The sequence below is a fragment of the Leifsonia sp. 115AMFTsu3.1 genome (genome assembly GCF_004362795.1).
GTDB lineage: Bacteria > Actinomycetota > Actinomycetes > Actinomycetales > Microbacteriaceae > Leifsonia.
Genome location: NZ_SNYB01000001.1, coordinates 385,051 through 403,077 on the forward strand (window position 1 = coordinate 385,051; position 18,027 = coordinate 403,077).

An 18,027-nucleotide genomic window follows, 5' to 3' on the forward strand; every position below is an offset into this window, starting at 1 on the left:
TCGTTGCACAAACCACTGTATCGTTGCACAAAATTCCCCCGACGTCCCGACAAAGGAGTTCGCCATGCCACATGATGATCCGAAGACGACGTGGAGTGTCTTCACCAAACCGTGGCGAGAGCCGCAGGTCGGAGCTCTCGGTGAGCTGGTCGCGGGGATGGGATTCGACGCCGTCGAGCTTCCGGTGCGCCCCGGCTACCAGGTCACCCCGGACGAGGTGTCGACGGCTCTGCCCGCCGCGGCGCGCGAGCTTGCGCGTTCGGGCGTGGGGATCGCGAGCATCGCCTCCGGAACGGATGAGGCGACCTTCGCGGCCTGCGCGGATGCGGGCGTGCCGTTCATCCGGATCATGGTGCCGATCGGGGTGAACGGCTACGCCGCGACCGGTACGGAGATCCGCCGTGTGCTCGCCGGTCTGTCCGACCGCGCCGAACGCTACGGGGTCCGCGTTGCCGTCCAGCCGCACTACGACGACTACATCGCCGACTCCTCGGAGCTCTTCGCTCTGCTCCAGGATGCCGACCCCCGCCACGTCGCGGCGATCTGGGACTCGGCTCACGACGCCCTCGCGCGCAAGCGGCCCGAGCACGGGTTGGAACTGCTCTGGCCCTGGCTCGGCATCGTCAACCTCAAGAGCGCCTACTACGAGCGGGTCGACGAACCGGCGTCCGCGTTCGGGGATCCGGTCTGGGAGCCGGTGTTCACCGACGCCCGCAGTGGCATGGCGGAGTGGGGTCGCGCGCTCGCCTACCTCGCGGAGCGCGGGTTCGACGGGCCGATCTGCCTCACCGCCGAGTACACCGACGAGAGCGACCTCGTGGCGAAGGTGACGCGCGATCTCGAATACGCGCAGAGTCTGCGGGCCGCGGCCGGCGCCGGAGTGGCCCGATGACCGCCGGCGGGACCCGGCCGGTGCGCGTTGCCGTCATCGGCGCCGGCCAGATGGCGAACCTCGTCCACTACCCGTCGTTGTCGTCGCTGCCCGACGTGGAGATCGTGGGTATCTGCGACCTCTCACCGGAGCGCCTCCGGGCGACCGGCGAGCGCTGGGGCATCACCGCTCTGTTCGACGACTGGTCGGCGATGCTCGACGAGACGCGCCCGGATGCCGTCTATGTCATCGGTCCCCCCGAACTCATGTTCGGCATCTGGTGCGGCTGTCTGACTCGTGGACTCGACCTCTTCGTCGAGAAGCCGCTGGGTCTCACCCTCCACCAGGCGAGAACGCTCGCCCGTCTCGCCGACGAGAACAACTGCATCACCCAGGTCGGCTTCCAGCGGCGCTCGTCCCCGCTCCTGGAGCGCATGGTCGGGCGGGTTCGCGAGCGGGGCGAGGTCGTCCATGCCGTGTGCCGGTTCTACAAGAACGATCCGACCCCGATGGTGTCGGCACGCGACAGGATGATGGACGACGGCGTCCATGTGATCGACACCCTCCGGCACCTCTGCGGCGGCGAGGTCGTCGCCGTCTCGGATGTGACGCGCAGGGTCATCGTCGACGAGATCAACTTCGTCGCGGCGACGCTCGAGTTCGACACGGGCGCCGTCGGGGTCATGATCACGAACTGGACGAGCGGCCGCAGGACGTTCGGCGTGGAGGTCCACGGGCCGGGGATCATGGCGGAAGGCGACCTCGAGGTCGGGGCCACCATCTGGGACGCGGAGGGGCGGGAGGAGCTCGATGCCGGCGAGGTGGCGGGCTCGTCGGACCTCTATGTCCGCGGAGGCTTCCTCGCCAAGAGCGCCGAATTCATCGAGGCGGTGCGTTCGCGCCGTCTTCCCTCGTCGCACTTCGGCGATGCGCTGAAGACGATGACCGTCGCCGAGACCATCCTGGCGCACGATCTGCTGAAAGAATCCGAGCGAACGAAACGTTTAGTGACCGGTGTTATCTCTTGACTTCGCATTCCTGGTGCTCTTACCATCACTGAAGTCGTAACGTTTCGCTCTCATACTCAAGGAGGAGTTCATGAAGTCACGGTTGAAAAGCCCGAGGCGACGGGGACGCGTCGGCGTCGCCGTCGCGGTCGCGAGCGTTCTGGCCCTCGCTCTCGCCGCCTGTTCCGGAGGCGGCGGTGGAACGTCGGGCCTCGACGGCAAGACGCTCAAGATGTACACGTGGATCGGCGGCAAGGCCGACAAGCAGCAGTGGAGCGACTACATCGCCGGAGGCAAGCACGCCGACCCGGACATGGCTGTCAGCTTCTCCGGCCCGCCCATCGGCGACTACTACACCAAGCTGCCCACCGTGATGAAGGGCAGCAGTGCGCCGTGCCTGGTCACGTTCCAGAACGGCCGGGTGAACCAGTACGTGCAGGGGCTGGAGCCCCTGGACGATCTGGTGAAGAAGAACAAGGTCGACCTGTCGGCGTACAGCTCGGCGATGCTCGAGCAGCTCAGCGTCGACGGCAAGCTCTACTCCATCCCGTTCAATGCCGGTCCCAACGTCATCTTCTACAACAAGAAGATGTTCGCGGACGCCGGGGTGGCCGAGCCCGGTCTCGACTGGACGGTCGATGACTTCATCGCCGCGGCGAAGGCCACCACGAAGAATGGCGTGTACGGCTTCGCGATCGGACAGGGCTCGACGCCCATCAGCACTCTCATGGCGGCCGACGGCCACCCCTACGCCGACAAGAACGGTCCGAAGCTGGACGACCCGAACTTCCGCGACGCGCTGCAGCTGCTCGTCGACCTGGCCAACAAGTACAAGGTCGCGAAGCCGCTGGAGGCGGCCGCGGGCGGCACCTTCCCGGACATCGATGCGTTCAGCACGGGTCAGGCGGCCATGGAACTCGAGGGTCTGTGGGATCTGCAGCACGAGCAGCAGACCCTCGGCAAGGACAACGTCGGCATCGCTGTGGTCCCGAGCAAGAGCGGCACCTCCAAGGGCTTCATCAGCGGTTCGGGCTTCGGCATCACGAAGACCTGCGGCGACAAGCAGAAGGCCTTCAAGGCCATCGAGGCGATGACGAGCAAGAGCGGACTGGAGTTCGTGACGAAGTCGCAGGCCTCCGTGCCGGCGCGGCTCGATGCGCTGGACGCGTGGTCCACCAACGTCGGGTCGCCTGCGTTCACCGCGGTCATCAAGCAGATGACCGGTGACGCGACTCCATCACCGGTGCCCTCCAGCCAGGCGCAGCTCGACACGCTGCTGACCCAGTACGAGGTGGATGCGTTCTCCGGCAAGAGCACAGTCGAGCAGGTCCTCCAGCAAGTGAAGGCGGGCCTTCCGCAATGACGTTCGTGCGTCTGGACCGTGCGGAGGAAGAGGTCTCCGAGGGGTCCGTCGCCCAACCGGAGCGCCCGAGGGGCCGGCTTCGCCGCCGGCCCCTCGGGGGGCCCCGCTGGGTGGGGTGGGCCTTCGTGCTCCCCGGGCTCATCGGGCTGGCCGTGTTCATCGTCATCCCGCAGGTCGCCTCGCTGATCCTGGGGTTCTCCGACTCGAGCGTGCTCGGGGGCGTCCAGTTCACGGGCACGGAGAACTACATCCGGCTGTTCCGCGACCCGCAATTCCTCAACAGCGTCATGGTGACGGCGATCTTCGTGCTCGTGTACGTCCCGGCGAACATCGCGATCTCCCTGGCGATGGCGATGTGGCTCAAGACCCGCATCGCGGGCCGCAACTGGCTCCGGGTGATCTTCCTGATCCCAGCCCTGTCCCCGATGGTGGCGAACGCCGCGGTCTTCCGGTTGCTGTTCCAGAAGGACGGCGCCGTCAACCAGGGCCTCGCGGTCTTCGGACTCGGTCCGATCCCCTGGCTCAGTGACGGCAACTGGGCGTTGGCCACCGTGATCGGGGTGTCCCTCTGGCAGTCGTTCGGCTACAACATGATCGTGCTCGGCGCTGGGATCGACTCGATCAGCCCCGATGTGATCGCGGCGTCGCGGATCGACGGCGCCGGTCGCTTCCGCCGCCTGGTCTCGATCACCCTGCCGCTGGTCAGCCCCGCCCTGTTCTTCACCACGGTGCTGACCGTCATCGGCGCCTGGCAGACCTTCGCCCAGGCTTACGTGATCACCGGCGGCGGGCCGGGCAACAGCACGATGACGATCATGCTGTACCTCTATCAGACCGCTTTCACGAACAATCAGCTGGGCTATGCGTCCGCCATCGCGACCGTGCTGTTCGTGATCATCGCGATCTTCACGCTGTTCCAACTCTGGGGACAGAGGAAGTGGGTCCACTATGACTGAGCATCAGCTGCCGGCCTCCGCTCCACGCTGGCGTCGCCGCGGGCGGACCATCGGGTTCGCCGCCAACACCACGGCCGCGTGGCTGTTCGCGCTCGTGTTCTCGTTTCCGCTGATCTGGACCGTCTTCACGGCGCTGAAGCCGGCGAACGAGGTGTTCGCTGCGCAGATCACCTTCATCGGCTCGAAAGTCCTCTGGTCCAATTTCGTGGATGCGTGGACGGAGGTGGACTTCGGTCGCCTCCTTCTCAACAGCCTGGTCGTGGCCGCCATCTCCACGTTCCTCACCCTGATCGTGGCGACCCTGACGGCGTTCGCGTTCGCCCGGCTGCGTTTCCCCGGCCGCAGCGCGGTCTTCCTGCTGTTCGTCATCACGTTGACCCTGCCGAGCGAGGTCGCCGTCGTGCCGTTGTTCCTCGGCTTCGACCAGGCAGGGCTCGCCGACACGTGGGTCGCGCTGATCCTCCCCGGCCTGTTCGGAGCGTTCGGAGCCTTCCTGCTCCGGCAGTTCATGCTCCAGATCCCCGGGGAGCTGGAGGAGGCCGCCCGCCTTGACGGGGCCTCCACCTGGCGCATCCTGATCAGCGTCATCGTCCCGCTCGTGCGCCCGGCCCTGTCCGTCCTGGCGATCTTCGCCTTCCTCGGGAGCTGGAACAGCTTCCTGTGGCCGTTGATCATCCTCAACAGCTCGGAGAAGTGGACCATACCCATCGGCATCGCCGGTTTCACGACGCAGACCGGCACGCAATGGCAACTGCTGATGGCCGCGTGCGTGATGACGATCGCCCCGGTGGTGGTCGTGGTCGCTCTCGCCCAGAGACAGCTGGTGGCCGCGATCGGCGCGGGCGCCTTCGGCGGCCGTTGAGCCCCGACGAACGGAGACATGTGAACCTCGAACCGCTCGACCCCTCGACGCTGCCGGCGCCCGTCGACGTCTCGGACAACCGTGCAGCGCTCGCGATGGTCGACGCCGTCATCGACGCCGGGCCGTACGACGCCACCTGGGAGTCGCTGTCCCGGTATCGCGCTCCGCAGTGGTACCGCGACGCCAAGTTCGGCATCTTCCTGCACTGGGGAGCCTTCTCGGTGCCGGCGTTCGGGAACGAGTGGTACCCGCGCACGATGTACCGGCGCGGCACGCCCGCGTTCGACCACCACCTGGCGACGTACGGGCCGCATGACCGTTTCGGTTACAAGGACTTCCTTCCGCATTTCCGCATGGAGCACTACGACCCGCAGGAGTGGGTCGCACTGTTCAAGCGCGCGGGCGCGCAGTTCGTCGTGCCGGTCGCCGAGCATCACGACGGCTACGCGATGTACGACACGGCGCGTTCGCGCTGGAACGTGACGCAGGTCGGCCCGCAGCGCGACGTGATGGGAGACCTGCTGGCGGCGGTCGACCAGGCCTGGTTGATCACCGGCGCGTCCACCCACCGGGCGGAGCACTGGTTCTTCATGAACGGGGGAGCGGAGTTCGACTCCGACGTCCGCGATCCCGCGTACGCCGACCTGTACGGGCCGGCCCTCCGCAAGGAGATGAATCCCACCGAGCGGTTCCTGGAGGACTGGCTGCTGCGGACCGTCGAGATCATCGACTCCTACCGGCCGCAGATCCTCTACTTCGACACCGGAATCGAGGAGCCGTCGTTCGAGCCCTACATCCGCAGACTCGCCGCGTACTACTACAACCGTGCGGCGGAGTGGGGGCGCGACGTCGTCATCAACTACAAGTGGGAGTCGTTCGCGCCGGGCTCGGCGGTGCTCGACATCGAGCGCGGCACGATGGGCGGCATCCGCCCCGACGTCTGGCAGAACGACACATCGGTGTCGCGGACATCGTGGAGCTGGGTGGAAGGGCACGACTACAAGGACGCCTCCGAGCTCATCCAGGAGCTCGTCGACGTGGTCGCGAAGAACGGGAACCTGCTGCTCAACATCGGCCCCCGTCCTGACGGGACGATCCCCGACGAGGAGGCCGCGCTGCTGGAGGCCGTGGGCGACTGGCTGGCCGTCCACGGCGAAGCGATCTACGGCTCCAGCCCGTGGGTCGTCTTCGGCGAGGGGCCGACGGCTCCCGCCGCCGGCTCGTTCACCGACGCAGCCGCTCCCGTGTACTCGGCGGAGGACCTCCGTTTCACCAGGATGACGGAGGTCGGCCACGACTACGTCTACGCGATCGGGATGGTGCGGCCGGAGGACGGCCGGATGCGCATCCGGAGCTTCGGGTCGGGCAGCCGCTTCCTCGACCGCCCGATCGCCGACGTGCGCGTCCTGGGCTCGTCGGAGCGGCCGGAGTGGACGCGCACCGGCGAGGCCCTGGAAGTGGTGCTCCCGCCCGCGGAGACCACGGGACCCGGTGGCGCGGTGGTGCGTATCGAGCTGGAGCCGCCTGTCGCCGAGACACGCATCGACTTCTTCCACGGCCTGGGCATCTAGTGCGGGCGCCGCGACACATCCGCCCGCTCACATCGAAAAACGGAGAACACACATGACCACGATCGACACCGTGCCCACCCGCCGCCTCGCGAGCGGGGCCGTGATGCCCGCGATCGGCGTCGGGACGTTCGGATCCGACCATTACGGGCCGGACGAGGTGGCCGCTGCCGTGGGCGGCGCGATCCGAGCCGGGTACCGCCTGATCGACTGCGCGTCCGTGTACGGCAACGAGGCACAGGTCGGCGTGGTCCTGCAGGACGCGATCGCCGGCGGCGTACCCCGTGACGAGCTGTTCGTGATGTCGAAGGTGTGGAACGACGCCCACGAACCCGAGGCCGCGGTCGCCTCGGTCCGCCGGTCGTTGAGCGACCTGCGCCTGGACGTTCTCGACGCGGTGTTCGTGCACTGGCCGTTCCCGAACCACCACGCACCGTTCGCCGACGCGGCCGACCGCGACCCGGACGCGCGCCCGTACATCCACGAGGAGTACATGGCGCTCTGGCACGCGCTGGAGGGCCTCGTCGACGAGGGGGTCGTACGGCACCTCGGGACTTCGAACGTCACCATCCCGAAGCTGACGGCGATCCTCTCCGATGCGCGGATCGCACCGGCGTTGAACGAGATGGAACTGCACCCGTGCTTCCAGCAGCCCGAGCTCTTCCGGTTCTGCCTCGATCACGGCATCCAGCCGGTGGGCTACTCGCCCCTGGGCTCGCCGTCGCGACCCGAACGCGACCGCGTCCTCTCGGATGTGTCGGACATGGAGCATCCCGTCGTGGTCTCGATCGCCCGTGCGCACGGAGTGCATCCGGCGGCGATCTGCCTGAAGTGGGCGGTGCAGCGCGGCCAGATCCCGATCCCGTTCTCGGTGAAGGAGTCGCAGTTGATCGCCAACCTGCGGTCGGTCGTCGAGGACCCGCTGACCCCTGCGGAGCTCGAGGAGCTGCGATCGGCGGAACAGAACAACCGCCTCATCAAGGGTCAGGTGTTCCTGTGGCCCGGCGCCGGCAGCTGGCTCGACCTGTGGGACGTCGACGGAACGATCCCGAGCTGGGATGGTTACGCCGCGGATCGCACGGCCGCCCGCGCAGCAGCGGAGGTGTCCGCATGATCACCGGTCCGCTCGTCCATCCTCCGCTCCTGGAGGCGCTCGCCTCGTCGGGCCACGGCTCCGGGGTGCTCATCGCCGACGGGAACTACCCGTACCTGACCGCCACCGGATCGGGTGTGCGCCTCATCCATCTCAATCTGCGCCCTGGCCTGCTCGACGTCACATCGGTGCTCGACGCCGTGCTCACCGTCGTCAACATCGAAGCGGCAACCGTCATGCAGACCCCGCCCGGGGTCGCGGCGCCGGCGCAGGACGACTACGAACGCCGTCTGGGCGCGGACGTGCCCATGGAGAGAGTCGACCGCTTCGCGTTCTACGACCGGGTGCGCTCGCCGGACGTGGGCGTCGTCATCGCCACCGGGGACGAGCGCCTGTACGGCAACCTGCTGCTCACGATCGGTCTGCGCTGACGCGGATCCGCTTCGCACACCACCATCTGGAGATCATTCCCATGGTACCCGCCTCGCTTCCCGTCATCACCGTCGACGACCGCGTCACCGAGTCGACCGTCCTTCCCCACGTCTGGAGCCTCTGCGCGGGGGCGGGCCGGGCCAATGAAGCGCTTCGGGCCGACTGGCAGCAGCAGTTCCGTGAGGCCGTGGATCGCCTCGGGTTCCGTTACCTCCGCTTCCATGGGGTCTTCCACGACGACATGTTCGTGTACCGCGGCTCCTATGGTGGAGGCTTCGGGCCGGATGTGCCTCTCGAGACCCCGGTGCACACCTTCTCCTACGTGGACAAGGTGTTCGACTTCCTGATCGATCTGGGAGTGCGGCCGTTCGTGGAACTCGGCTTCATGCCGCGCGAGCTCGCCACCCAGACCGAGACGGTGTTCTGGTGGGGTGCGCACTGCAGCCCGCCGAAGGACATGGATCGCTGGGCGGAACTGGTGGTGCGTTCGGTGGAGCACTGGATCGAGCGCTACGGTCTCGCCGAAGTGCGGGAGTGGCGGTTCGAGGTCTGGAACGAACCCAACCTCGTTCCCCATTTCTGGACCGGAACGAAGACCGAGTACTTCGAGCTGTACGCCCGGACGGTGCAGGCCATCAAGGCTATCGATCCCGAACTCCAGGTCGGCGGTCCGTCGACCAGCGTCTTCGTGCCGGACGAGCGGTACGCGGGAGAGACCGAGGACCGCTCGGCTGAGCACGCCACCGCCGCGGCATCCGACCCGGACGCACTGGACTGGAGACCGGTGTGGATCGAGGACTTCCTCGCCTGGTGCGCTGAGCGGGAGCTCCCGGTCGACTTCATCTCGACGCACCTGTACCCCACCGACTTCGCCTTCGGAGCCAACGGCGAGGCCGTCAGTCTCACCCGCTACGCGGATGCGACCTCGGACGACTTGACGTTGCTCCGGCGGCTGATCGGCCAGAGCGCCTACCCGGACGCGGAGGTGCACATCACCGAGTGGTCGAGCTCACCGTCGAGCCGCGACCACATCCACGACACGGTGTTCGCCGCCACCTAAATCACGCGGGCCTATCTCCGCTGCGCAGACCTGGCCGACTCCATCTCCTACTGGACCTTCACCGACATCTTCGAGGAGGGCGGCGCCGGGATCGGCCCGTTCCATGGCGGATTCGGCCTGGTGAACGAGCAGGGCATCCACAAGCCGACCTTCCACGCCTTCGAGATGCTCAACCGGCTGGGCGATCGGCTGATCGCCTCCACCGAACGCGGCGTCGTCTCGCAGCACAGCGCGACGGGAAAGCTGGCCGCGGTCTTCTACAACTACCCCGACGACATGAACGGCCGCTCGGTCGGCTCGCGCACCTCCTATGAGGCGACGCGCGACCTGATCGGAATAGGTGCCGACGAGCGCGTGCGGCACACCATCGGCGGGCTGGAGCCGGGCGCCGTCTTCGCGGTCGAGATCCTCGCCCCCGGGCACGGCGACGCGGCCGAAGCGTGGAGTGCCATGGGCCGGCCCCTCAACCTCTCCCGTGCCCAGGCCACCTACCTGCGCGAGCAGGGCGACGCCCTTCAGCGGCAGACCCTGATCGCCTCGGAGAACGGGACCCTCGAGATCGACCTCGCCCTGGCCCCGTGGGCCGTGGCGTCGGTCTTCGCACTGTAGGCGCCACCATGACCACGATCACCGGCGCCCGCGTCTTCGACGTGCGCTTTCCCACGTCGCTCAGTCTCGACGGCTCGGACGCGATGAACAAGGACGGCGACTACTCGGCCGCCTACGTCGTGCTCGACACGGATGACGCCGAGCTCAACGGGTTCGGGTTCACCTTCACGATCGGCCGCGGAAACGACCTGTGCGTCGAGGCCGCTCGCCAGCGGGCGCTTCCGCTGATCGGCCGCTCGGTGGAGGAGGTCGTCGGCGATCTCGGCGCAACGTACCGTCTGCTCGCGTCCGACACCCAGTTGCGCTGGCTCGGCCCGGAGAAGGGCGTCGTGCATCTGGCGATGGCCGCCGTCATGAACGCCGTCTGGGATCTCGCCGCCCGTCGCGCAGGCAAGCCGCTGTGGCGTCTCCTGGCGGAGATGACACCGGAGGAGCTCGTCGGCGCCGCAGACCTCCGCTACCTGTCCGACGCGCTCACTCGCGACGAGGCGATCGACATCCTCACCGAGATGGCGCTGACCCGCGCTCAGCGCATCTCCGAGCTCGAAGCACGCGGAGGCTATCCCTGCTACACGACCAGTGCCGGCTGGCTCGGCTACAGCGACGACAAGCTCCGTCGTCTGCTCAGGGAGGCGGTCGATGCGGGCTACCGGCACGTGAAGCTCAAGGTCGGCGCGAACCTGGACGACGACATCCGTCGTCTTCGGATCACCCGCGAGGTCATCGGCTGGGACGCCACGCTCATGATCGACGCCAATCAGGTGTGGGATGTGCCGGAGGCCATCGAATGGGTGCGGCGGCTCGCCGAGTTCACGCCACTGTGGATCGAGGAACCGACGAGCCCGGACGATGTCCTCGGACACGCCGCCGTCCGGAAGGCTGTCGCGCCCATCGGGGTCGCCACGGGCGAGCACGGCATGAACCGGGTCTTGTTTAAGCAGATGTTCCAGGCCGAAGCCATCGATTTCTGCCAACTCGACGCCGCTCGGCTCGCGAGCGTCAACGAGATCCTCGCCGTGTACCTGATGGCGAAGAAGTTCGGCGTGCCGGTCTGCCCGCACGCCGGAGGTGTCGGACTGTGCGAACTGGTCCAGCACCTGTCCATCTTCGACTACGTCGCGGTCTCGGGGACTCTGGAGAACCGGGTGACCGAGTTCGTCGATCACCTCCACGAGCACTTCACCGACCCGTGCATCGTCGTCGACGGCAACTACACGCTCCCGTCGAAGCCCGGGTACAGCGCCGAGATGTTCGGTGAATCCGTCGCGCGGTATTCGTACCCGGACGGCGGCTACTGGCGCCAGGCCGCGCTCACGCCCTGATCACCGACGACCCGCCGCCTGTCGGTCAGCTCGACTGGCCCGCGCGGGCGCCCGGCGCGTGATCCGGCAGTCGGCGGCGCTCCCACGAGATGTGGATGTGGTCGTGCATGGCCCGCTCGGCGGCGGCCGCATCCCCGTTGGCGATGGCCTCCACGATGGCCGCGTGCTCGTCGAGAGTCAGCGCCACGGCATCCGGCGGGTTGATGCCCTGGTATCGGCTGGACTCGACGGCGCGCTTGTAGAGGTGCTTGGCGATGTTCTCCGCGAGGCGGTTGCCGGAGATCTCCATGAGCGCGTAGTGGAACACCACGTCGGCCTGCCGGAAGGAGTCCGTCTCCGACTCGCTCTCGCGCATCGCGGTGAGCGCGTTCTCGAGGCGCCGCAGCCCGTCGGCCGTGTGCGAGCGGGCGACCGCGCCTGCCATCGCCGACTCGAGGCTTGCGCGCACGACGGTCAGTTCGTCGAGCACGCCGAGGCTCTCGTCGTTGTCGATGAGCGCAGAGAGCACCACCGGGTCGAGCATGTTCCAGTAGCCGGGCGCCTGGACCTGCGTGCCGCGACCCTGGGACACGATCACCAGGCCCTTCTCCTCGAGCCGCTTCACGGACTCGCGGAGGACCGTTCGACTGACCCCGAAGTGCTCGCTGAGCGGGCCCTCCGGCGGCAGGAGGTCGCCCTCCTTCAGTTGGCCCGTGACGATGATCTCGACGAGCTCGGCCACCACGGCGACGCCCAGCCGCGCGGCGGGCAGCCGCTGCGGGATGAGCCGGGCTGCAGCGTCGGAGTCGGTCGCCATAGGTATGACCTTAGCGCGTCGTGCTCACCGTGCGGCCTGCGCGTGATCGGAGTCTCTGAGCCCTTTCAGGCGTTCGCCCCCTCCACCCAGGCGCGAAGCCGCCTCCGTTCGGGATGCTGAGTGGATGCGCAACACCGTTCCCGCCGTCACCGCCCTGTTCTGGGTGACCAAGCTGCTGACGACGGCCATGGGGGAGACGGCGTCCGACTTCCTGGTGAAGACCATCGACCCTGTCGTCGCCGTCGGTGGGGCGTTCGTGGTGTTCGCCGTGGCGCTCGGGCTGCAGTTCGCCGTGCGGCGGTACATCCCGTGGGTCTACTGGAGCGCCGTGCTGATGGTCGCCGTCTTCGGCACGATGGTGGCCGATGTGCTGCATGTCGAACTCGGCGTCCCGTACCTCGTCTCGACGGTGGTGTTCGCCGTCGCTCTCGCGATGGTCTTCGTCCTCTGGTTCGCCACCCAGCGAACCCTGTCGGTGCACCGCATCGACACTCCGGCGCGCCAGGTGTTCTACTGGTGCGCGGTCCTGGCGACCTTCGCCCTGGGAACAGCGGTCGGCGACCTGACCGCGACCACGCTCGGGCTGGGCTACTTCGCCTCCGCCCTGCTGTTCGGCATCCTGTTCGCCCTTCCCGGCGCGGCTTATCGCTGGTGGGGCTTCGGCGCGACGGCCGCGTTCTGGACCGCGTACGTGCTGACCCGGCCGTTCGGGGCGTCCCTGTCCGACGGTCTCGCCGTGTCGCACGCTCGCGGCGGCCTGGCGCTGGGGACCGGACCGGTGAGCCTGGTCCTGCTCGCCGCCATCGCGGTCTGCGTGACGGTGCTCAGCGTCCGGGGACGCCCCGCCGCCGGAACGGTCGCGGAGGCACCGTCGGCCGCTGGTCTCTGAGCGGATCAGACCTCCGTGTGGCCCAGACGCGGTTCCGGCACGAAGGCGGCGACGGCCTCGGCGGCGGACTCCAGCTCCAGCACGATCAGCTCGTTGGCGCCGGCACGCAGAACGCCGCGCGGGACGAACAGCGTCTCCTGCGGCCCGCGAGTCCAGTAGCGCCCCAGGTGGAAGCCGTTGATCCAGGCGACGCCCTTGCCCCATCCCGTCGTGTCGAGGAACAGGGGGCACGGCTCGTCCAGGCCGAAGACGGCGCGGGCGAAGACCGGACCGGCCAGGCGCTCGGGCGTCTCGGCGCCGGCGGCGTCGAGGGCGTCGCGCACGGGCGCGAGCGACGAGAGCTCGAGCGGGAGCACGCTCCAGCGCCGCAGCTCCTCGCCGTTCAACTGCACCGGACCGATGAGTCCCTTCGGCTCGCCGATACGGGGACCGTAGTCGACGCGGCCCTGGTCCTCGACGAGCACGGTGAGCGTTCCGCGGCTGGGGGAGAGCGCGATGGCGGAGTCGTGGTGATCGCGGGCGAGCACGCCGAGGCGGCTGGCGCCGACGGAGACGTACGCGCGGTCGCGGACCTCGCCGAACTCCAGTACCGCGGGCTCAGTCGTGTCGATCTCGGTGCGGTACAGGCCGAGACCGCTGTAATGGCCCAGCTCGTCGAATGTCGGCAGCGAGTCCGTGTGCGACCACTCGCCCAGCCGGTCGGCGACAGACCAGAGCGGAACCGAGGAGCCGAACGGGACGGTGAACGCGGGCGCAGCCGCGGCCGCGACGGGCTCGAGCTCCGGCACCGGTGCGTACTGCGCGATCACATCTCGGAACGCCCAGAACTTCTCGGTCGGCTCGCCCGCCTCGTCGAGCGGGGCGTCGTAGTCGTAGCTGGTGACGATCGGCTGGTAGACGCCCTTGTCGTTGGCGCCGTTGGTGAAGCCGAAATTGGTTCCGCCGTGGAACATGTACAGGTTGACGGACGCGCCCAGCGCGAGCAGCGCATCCAGATCGGCCGCCGACTCCTCCACCGAGGTGGTGTGGTGGTGACCGCCCCAGCTGTCGAACCAGCCGTCCCAGAACTCCGAGCACATCAGCGGACCGGTCGGCTGGTGCCGCCGCAGCGTCGCCAGCCGCTCGCGCGAACGGGAGCCGAAGGAGGCGGTCTTCAGCAGCTCCGGCAGCGAACCGTTCTCGAGCATGTCGTCCTGCGGCTGGTCGACCGTCGTCAGCGGCACCGTGATCCCGGCGCCTCGGATGACCTCGACCAGCTGACGCAGGTAATCCTTATCGTCGCCGTACGCGCCGTACTCGTTCTCGACCTGCACGAGCAGCACAGGGCCGCCCTCCGTCACCTGCAGCGGCCGGACGATGTCGAGCACGTTCCGCAGGTAGGCGGACAGCGCGGCGACGAACCGCGGCTCCGACCGCCGGATGCCAACCTCCGGATCCGTGAACAGCCACGCGGGCAGGCCGCCGTTGTCCCATTCGGCGCAGATGTACGGTCCGGGGCGCACGATCGCGTACATCCCCTCGTCGGCCACCGCCTTCAAGAACCGGGCGAGATCGAGCGCGCCGTCGGCACGCCATTCGCCGGGGCGCGGTTCGTGCGCGTTCCACGGCACGTAGGTCTCGATCGTGTTGAGCCCCATCAGGCGCGCCTTGTGGATGCGGTCGGCCCAGTCGTCCGGGTGCACCCGGAAGTAGTGCAGCGCTCCGGAGAGGATGCGGAACGGCTCGCCGTCGAGGACGAAGTCGTCGCCCGCGATCTCGAAGGTGGTCATGGTTCTCCTGAAGGGGTGGGAAGGCCGTGGCCGGCCGCGGCGTGCGCGGCCGGCCACGGAGGTGCTGCTGTTGCTACTTGCCGGTGACGGTGAAGCCCTGCTGGTTGCCGTACTCCACCAGCGCCTTCTGCCAGGCCTGCAGGCCGGGGTTCAGACTGGAGTTCGACGTGTAGGACTGTCCGACCGTGTCGCCGTAGATGCTGTTCGCGTAGACCTGGAACGGCAGGTACTGCCAGCCGGTCGACACGTTCTTCGAGCCGTCCACCAGCACCTCGTTGATCTTCTGGCCGCCGAAGTACTCGGGGGCGGAAGCGAGGAACTCGGAGGAGTTCAGGTCCTTCGTGGTCGACGGGAAGCCGCCGGACTCGAGGAACACCTTGATGCTGTCCTCGTCGTTGTTCAGCCACTTGAGGAAGCCGGCCGCGAGCGCCTGGTTCTTGCTCTGCTTGAGCACGACCTGGCCGCCGCCGCCGTTCTCGGCGTTGGCCGGCTTGCCGTCGTAGGTCGGGATCGGGGCGACGCGCCACTGACCGGCGCCGTCCTTCACCGACGACTCGAGCACGCCGGGCATCCACGCGCCGGTGATCAGCGTGGCGATGGAGCCGTTGCCGAGCGCCTTGAACCAGTCGTCGCTCCAGCCGGGGACGCTGGAGAGCAGCTTGCCCTCGACCAGCTTGTCCCAGGTGCCCGTCCACTTCTTGGTGCCCTCGTCCTGGAGGTTGATCGACACCTTGGTGCCGTCGACGTCGAACGGGCGGCCGCCCGCCTGCCAGATCATCGAGGTGGTGAAGCCGGAGTCGCCCGAGTCGCTCGTGATGTAGGCGTTGGGGTCGGCGGCGTGCAGCTTCTGCGCGGCCGCGACGTACTCGTCCCAGGTCTTCGGCACGGCGATGCCGTTCTTGTCGAAGACGGTCTTGTTGTAGAACATCGCCATGGGGCCGGAGTCCTGCGGGAGGCCGACCAGTTTGCCGCCGACGTTCACCGAGCCCCACGGGCCGGGGGTGTAGTCGTCCTGCAGCTTGTCGAAGCCGTACTGCTTGAGGTCGACGAGCGAGTCGGAGAGAGCGAACTGCGGGATGGCGTAGTACTCGACCTGCGCGACGTCGGGGGCGCCCGATCCGGCTTTGATCGCGTTCTGCAGCTTGGTGTACTCGGTCGTGTTCGTGCCGGCGTTGACCAGCTTGACCTTGACCTTCGGGTACTCCTTCTCGAACGCGGCGACCTGGGCCTCCGCCGACGGGGTCCACGACCAGTAGGTGATGGTCCCGCCCTGCTTGAGCGCCGCGTCGATGTCTGAGGCGCTTCCGCCGCCGGACGAGGTGCCGCCGGAGCAGGCGGCCAGGGAGGCGGCGGCGACGGCGCCGACCACCGCAGCGGTGACGATCCGGGCGATGCGCCGGGACGCGAGAGTGCTCTTCATGAGCTTCCTTTCACTTCTTCGTGGAATGAGATTGCGGATGGGGGATGGGGTTACTGCTTGACGCTTCCGGCGGCCAGACCCGACTGCCAGTAGCGCTGGAGCACCAGGAACGCGGCCACGATCGGGACGATCGTGATGAGAGATCCGGTGATCACGAGGTTGAAGATCGGCTGGGCGCCGACCCCGGTCGCCTGCGCGCTCCACTGGCTGAGGCCCACCGTGAGGGGGTACCAGGTGGGGTCGCTCAGCATGATGAGCGGCAGGAAGTAGTTGTTCCAGGTCGCGACGATCGCGAACAGTGCGACCGTGACGATGCCGGGCGCGAGGAGCCGCAGCGAGATGGTGAAGAACGTGCGGAACTCGCCTGCCCCGTCCATCCGCGCCGCCTCCAGCAGCTCCGTCGGGATGGCCTCGCTCGCGTAGGTCCAGATGAGGTAGAAGCCGAACGGGCTGATGAGCGAGGGCAGGATGACCGACCAGGGGGTGTTGGTGAGCCCGGCCTGGCTGAACAGCAGGAACGTCGGGACGGCCAGGGCGGTCCCCGGGACGGCGATCGCGCCGAGCACCACGGCGAACACGGCGCGCTTGCCCGGGAAGTTGTACTTCGCCATTCCGTAGCCGGCGACGGTGGCGAGCAGCGTGGCCCCGCCCGCACCGACGACCACGTAGAGGAGGGTGTTGCCCAGCCACTGCACGAAGATTCCGCCGCGGTAGGTGAAGGTGTCGGCGATGTTCTGGAAGAGGTTGAAGTCCTTGCCGAACCAGAGCCCGAACGACGAGTAGAGGTCCGGCTGGGTCTTCGTCGCGTTGACGATCAGCCAGATGAGCGGCACGAACGAGTAGATGACGAAGAGCACCATCACGATCGTCAGCAGCGGCGACTTGCGGATGCGGCGGCCGGAGGAGGCGCCGGCCCGGACGCGCGCTGCGGCGCGCGACGGAGCCTTGCGCGGGCGGGTGCTGCGGGTGTCGGTCAGCGTGGCCATCAGCGGGCCTCCTTCCTCGTGCCGCGCAGCTGCACCACATACGCGATGACGGCGGTCAGGACGCCCATCACGATCGCGACGGTCGCGGCGTAGTTGAACTGCTGGCCGGCGAACGAGAGGTTGTAGGCGTACATGTTCGGGGTGAAGTAGCTGCTGATCGCGTTGGGCGCCAGCTGCTTGAGCAGGTTCGGCTCGTTGAAGAGCTGGAAGCTGCCGATGATCGAGAAGATCGTCGCGATCACGAGCGCGCCGCGGATGGCGGGCAGCTTGATGCTGAACACCGTGCGGAACGCTCCGGCGCCGTCGATCTCGGCCGCCTCATAGAGCTCGCCCGGGATGACGCGCAGCGCCGCGTAGAAGATGAGCATGTTGTAGCCCATGAACTCCCAGGTGACGATGTTGCCGATGGAGGCGAGCACCCACTGCCCGCTGAGCGGCACGAGCCCGGTCCCGAGCAGCTGGTTGATGCTCGCGGTCAGACCGAACTGGTCGCCGTAGATGAAGCCCCAGATCAGCGCGGCCACCACGCCAGGCACGGCGTAGGGGAGGAAGAGCGCGATCCGGAAGAATCCGGCGCCGTGCAGCCGCGCGCTGTCGAGCGCGAGGGCGGCGATCAGCGAGAGGACCAGCATGATCGGCACCTGCACGACGAGGAACAGCGAGACGCGGCCGAGGGATGCCCAGAACTTCTCGTCCTGGAACACGGCGACGTAGTTGCCGAGCCCGACGAACGCGTTGCCGCCGATGAGCTGCTGGCGGAAGAGGCTGAGGTAGATCGCGTAGACCACCGGCGCGATGATCATCGCCGCGAAGACGACCATGAAGGGGGCCACGAAGGCCCAGCCGCGCCAGTCGCGGCGCGACCGGCGGCCGCGGCGGGGGGTGCCGGGCGCGGTGGCCCGCGTGAGGGACGTCGTTGTCATGTCTTCCCTGGGTTCGAGATCGGTGTGCGGATGTTTACGTCAACATCGTGGCGGCTACTCTAACATGTTCACGTCAACATGATGCAAGGTCGTGTTTGACA

15 protein-coding genes and 1 pseudogene are annotated in these 18,027 nt (G+C 67.8%); 11 read left to right on the plus strand and 5 right to left on the minus strand.

Annotation, left to right across the window (positions count from 1 at the left end):
- Positions 1-64 precede the first annotated feature (64 nt).
- The 10 genes and pseudogenes from AXZ95_RS02000 to AXZ95_RS02045 all read left to right on the plus strand — a co-directional run bounded on the left by AXZ95_RS02000 (position 65) and on the right by AXZ95_RS02045 (position 11,143).
- The gene (locus tag AXZ95_RS02000; RefSeq protein ID WP_018189320.1) at positions 65-892 is read left to right on the plus strand and encodes a TIM barrel protein; all 828 of its coding nucleotides are present in this window, start codon (positions 65-67) and stop codon (positions 890-892) included.
- The gene (locus AXZ95_RS02005) at positions 889-1,899 is read left to right on the plus strand and encodes a Gfo/Idh/MocA family oxidoreductase (protein ID WP_018189321.1); all 1,011 of its coding nucleotides are present in this window, start codon (positions 889-891) and stop codon (positions 1,897-1,899) included. The genes AXZ95_RS02000 and AXZ95_RS02005 overlap by 4 nt, the downstream gene beginning before the upstream one ends.
- Positions 1,900-1,969: 70 nt before the next feature.
- The gene (locus AXZ95_RS02010) at positions 1,970-3,241 is read left to right on the plus strand and encodes an extracellular solute-binding protein (protein ID WP_018189322.1); all 1,272 of its coding nucleotides are present in this window, start codon (positions 1,970-1,972) and stop codon (positions 3,239-3,241) included.
- A complete protein-coding gene (locus AXZ95_RS02015; protein WP_018189323.1) occupies positions 3,238-4,197 on the plus strand; it encodes a sugar ABC transporter permease in 960 nt (319 codons plus the stop codon). Before AXZ95_RS02010 ends, AXZ95_RS02015 begins: the two co-directional genes overlap by 4 nt.
- Entirely contained in the window at positions 4,190-5,059 is an 870-nt protein-coding gene (locus AXZ95_RS02020) for a carbohydrate ABC transporter permease (protein ID WP_018189324.1), read from the plus strand. Before AXZ95_RS02015 ends, AXZ95_RS02020 begins: the two co-directional genes overlap by 8 nt.
- 20 nt (positions 5,060-5,079) lie before the next feature.
- On the plus strand, positions 5,080-6,630 hold the full coding sequence (locus tag AXZ95_RS02025; RefSeq protein ID WP_018189325.1) for an alpha-L-fucosidase: 1,551 nt from the start codon (positions 5,080-5,082) through the stop codon (positions 6,628-6,630).
- 52 nt (positions 6,631-6,682) lie between these two features.
- Positions 6,683-7,741 carry an aldo/keto reductase gene (locus AXZ95_RS02030; protein WP_018189326.1) on the plus strand — a complete coding sequence of 353 codons (1,059 nt, stop codon included), beginning with the start codon at positions 6,683-6,685 and terminating at the stop codon, positions 7,739-7,741.
- A complete protein-coding gene (locus tag AXZ95_RS02035; RefSeq protein WP_018189327.1) occupies positions 7,738-8,151 on the plus strand; it encodes an RbsD/FucU family protein in 414 nt (137 codons plus the stop codon). The genes AXZ95_RS02030 and AXZ95_RS02035 overlap by 4 nt, the downstream gene beginning before the upstream one ends.
- A 41-nt stretch (positions 8,152-8,192) precedes the next feature.
- A pseudogene (locus tag AXZ95_RS02040) lies at positions 8,193-9,821 on the plus strand (beta-xylosidase).
- 8 nt (positions 9,822-9,829) lie between these two features.
- Positions 9,830-11,143 (plus strand): L-fuconate dehydratase, encoded by a 1,314-nt coding sequence (locus AXZ95_RS02045; protein ID WP_018189330.1) that lies wholly within the window; start codon positions 9,830-9,832, stop codon positions 11,141-11,143.
- 25 nt (positions 11,144-11,168) lie between these two features.
- On the opposite strand, the gene AXZ95_RS02050 is transcribed toward AXZ95_RS02045, so the two are convergent.
- Positions 11,169-11,939 carry an FCD domain-containing protein gene (locus tag AXZ95_RS02050; protein ID WP_018189331.1) on the minus strand — a complete coding sequence of 257 codons (771 nt, stop codon included), beginning with the start codon at positions 11,937-11,939 and terminating at the stop codon, positions 11,169-11,171.
- 124 nt (positions 11,940-12,063) lie between these two features.
- On the opposite strand from AXZ95_RS02050, the gene AXZ95_RS02055 reads away from it, so the two are divergent.
- Positions 12,064-12,828 carry a hypothetical protein gene (locus AXZ95_RS02055; protein WP_018189332.1) on the plus strand — a complete coding sequence of 255 codons (765 nt, stop codon included), beginning with the start codon at positions 12,064-12,066 and terminating at the stop codon, positions 12,826-12,828.
- Between the two features lie 5 nt (positions 12,829-12,833).
- On the opposite strand, the gene AXZ95_RS02060 is transcribed toward AXZ95_RS02055, so the two are convergent.
- From AXZ95_RS02060 to AXZ95_RS02075, 4 genes are all read right to left on the minus strand, one after another.
- Entirely contained in the window at positions 12,834-14,597 is a 1,764-nt protein-coding gene (locus tag AXZ95_RS02060; protein WP_018189333.1) for a beta-galactosidase family protein, read from the minus strand.
- Positions 14,598-14,670: 73 nt separating this feature from the next.
- Positions 14,671-16,017, minus strand: a complete 1,347-nt coding sequence (locus AXZ95_RS02065) for a sugar ABC transporter substrate-binding protein (protein WP_018189334.1) — start codon at positions 16,015-16,017, stop codon at positions 14,671-14,673.
- Positions 16,018-16,067: 50 nt separating this feature from the next.
- A complete protein-coding gene (locus AXZ95_RS02070; RefSeq protein WP_018189335.1) occupies positions 16,068-17,003 on the minus strand; it encodes a carbohydrate ABC transporter permease in 936 nt (311 codons plus the stop codon).
- Positions 17,003-17,926, minus strand: a complete 924-nt coding sequence (locus AXZ95_RS02075) for a sugar ABC transporter permease (RefSeq protein ID WP_018189336.1) — start codon at positions 17,924-17,926, stop codon at positions 17,003-17,005. Before AXZ95_RS02075 ends, AXZ95_RS02070 begins: the two co-directional genes overlap by 1 nt.
- Positions 17,927-18,027: the final 101 nt, after the last annotated feature.

What these genes read in the sequence shown, in the direction of transcription:
- AXZ95_RS02000 (WP_018189320.1), top strand. Translation starts at nt 65, where the DNA reads ATGCCACATGATGATCCGAAGACGACGTGGAGTGTCTTCACCAAACCG.
- AXZ95_RS02005 (WP_018189321.1), top strand. Translation starts at nt 889, where the DNA reads ATGACCGCCGGCGGGACCCGGCCGGTGCGCGTTGCCGTCATCGGCGCC.
- AXZ95_RS02010 (WP_018189322.1), top strand. Translation starts at nt 1,970, where the DNA reads ATGAAGTCACGGTTGAAAAGCCCGAGGCGACGGGGACGCGTCGGCGTC.
- AXZ95_RS02015 (WP_018189323.1), top strand. Translation starts at nt 3,238, where the DNA reads ATGACGTTCGTGCGTCTGGACCGTGCGGAGGAAGAGGTCTCCGAGGGG.
- AXZ95_RS02020 (WP_018189324.1), top strand. Translation starts at nt 4,190, where the DNA reads ATGACTGAGCATCAGCTGCCGGCCTCCGCTCCACGCTGGCGTCGCCGC.
- AXZ95_RS02030 (WP_018189326.1), top strand. Translation starts at nt 6,683, where the DNA reads ATGACCACGATCGACACCGTGCCCACCCGCCGCCTCGCGAGCGGGGCC.
- AXZ95_RS02035 (WP_018189327.1), top strand. Translation starts at nt 7,738, where the DNA reads ATGATCACCGGTCCGCTCGTCCATCCTCCGCTCCTGGAGGCGCTCGCC.
- AXZ95_RS02045 (WP_018189330.1), top strand. Translation starts at nt 9,830, where the DNA reads ATGACCACGATCACCGGCGCCCGCGTCTTCGACGTGCGCTTTCCCACG.
- AXZ95_RS02050 (WP_018189331.1), bottom strand. Translation starts at nt 11,939, where the DNA reads ATGGCGACCGACTCCGACGCTGCAGCCCGGCTCATCCCGCAGCGGCTG.
- AXZ95_RS02055 (WP_018189332.1), top strand. Translation starts at nt 12,064, where the DNA reads ATGCGCAACACCGTTCCCGCCGTCACCGCCCTGTTCTGGGTGACCAAG.
- AXZ95_RS02060 (WP_018189333.1), bottom strand. Translation starts at nt 14,597, where the DNA reads ATGACCACCTTCGAGATCGCGGGCGACGACTTCGTCCTCGACGGCGAG.
- AXZ95_RS02065 (WP_018189334.1), bottom strand. Translation starts at nt 16,017, where the DNA reads ATGAAGAGCACTCTCGCGTCCCGGCGCATCGCCCGGATCGTCACCGCT.
- AXZ95_RS02070 (WP_018189335.1), bottom strand. Translation starts at nt 17,003, where the DNA reads ATGGCCACGCTGACCGACACCCGCAGCACCCGCCCGCGCAAGGCTCCG.
- AXZ95_RS02075 (WP_018189336.1), bottom strand. Translation starts at nt 17,926, where the DNA reads ATGACAACGACGTCCCTCACGCGGGCCACCGCGCCCGGCACCCCCCGC.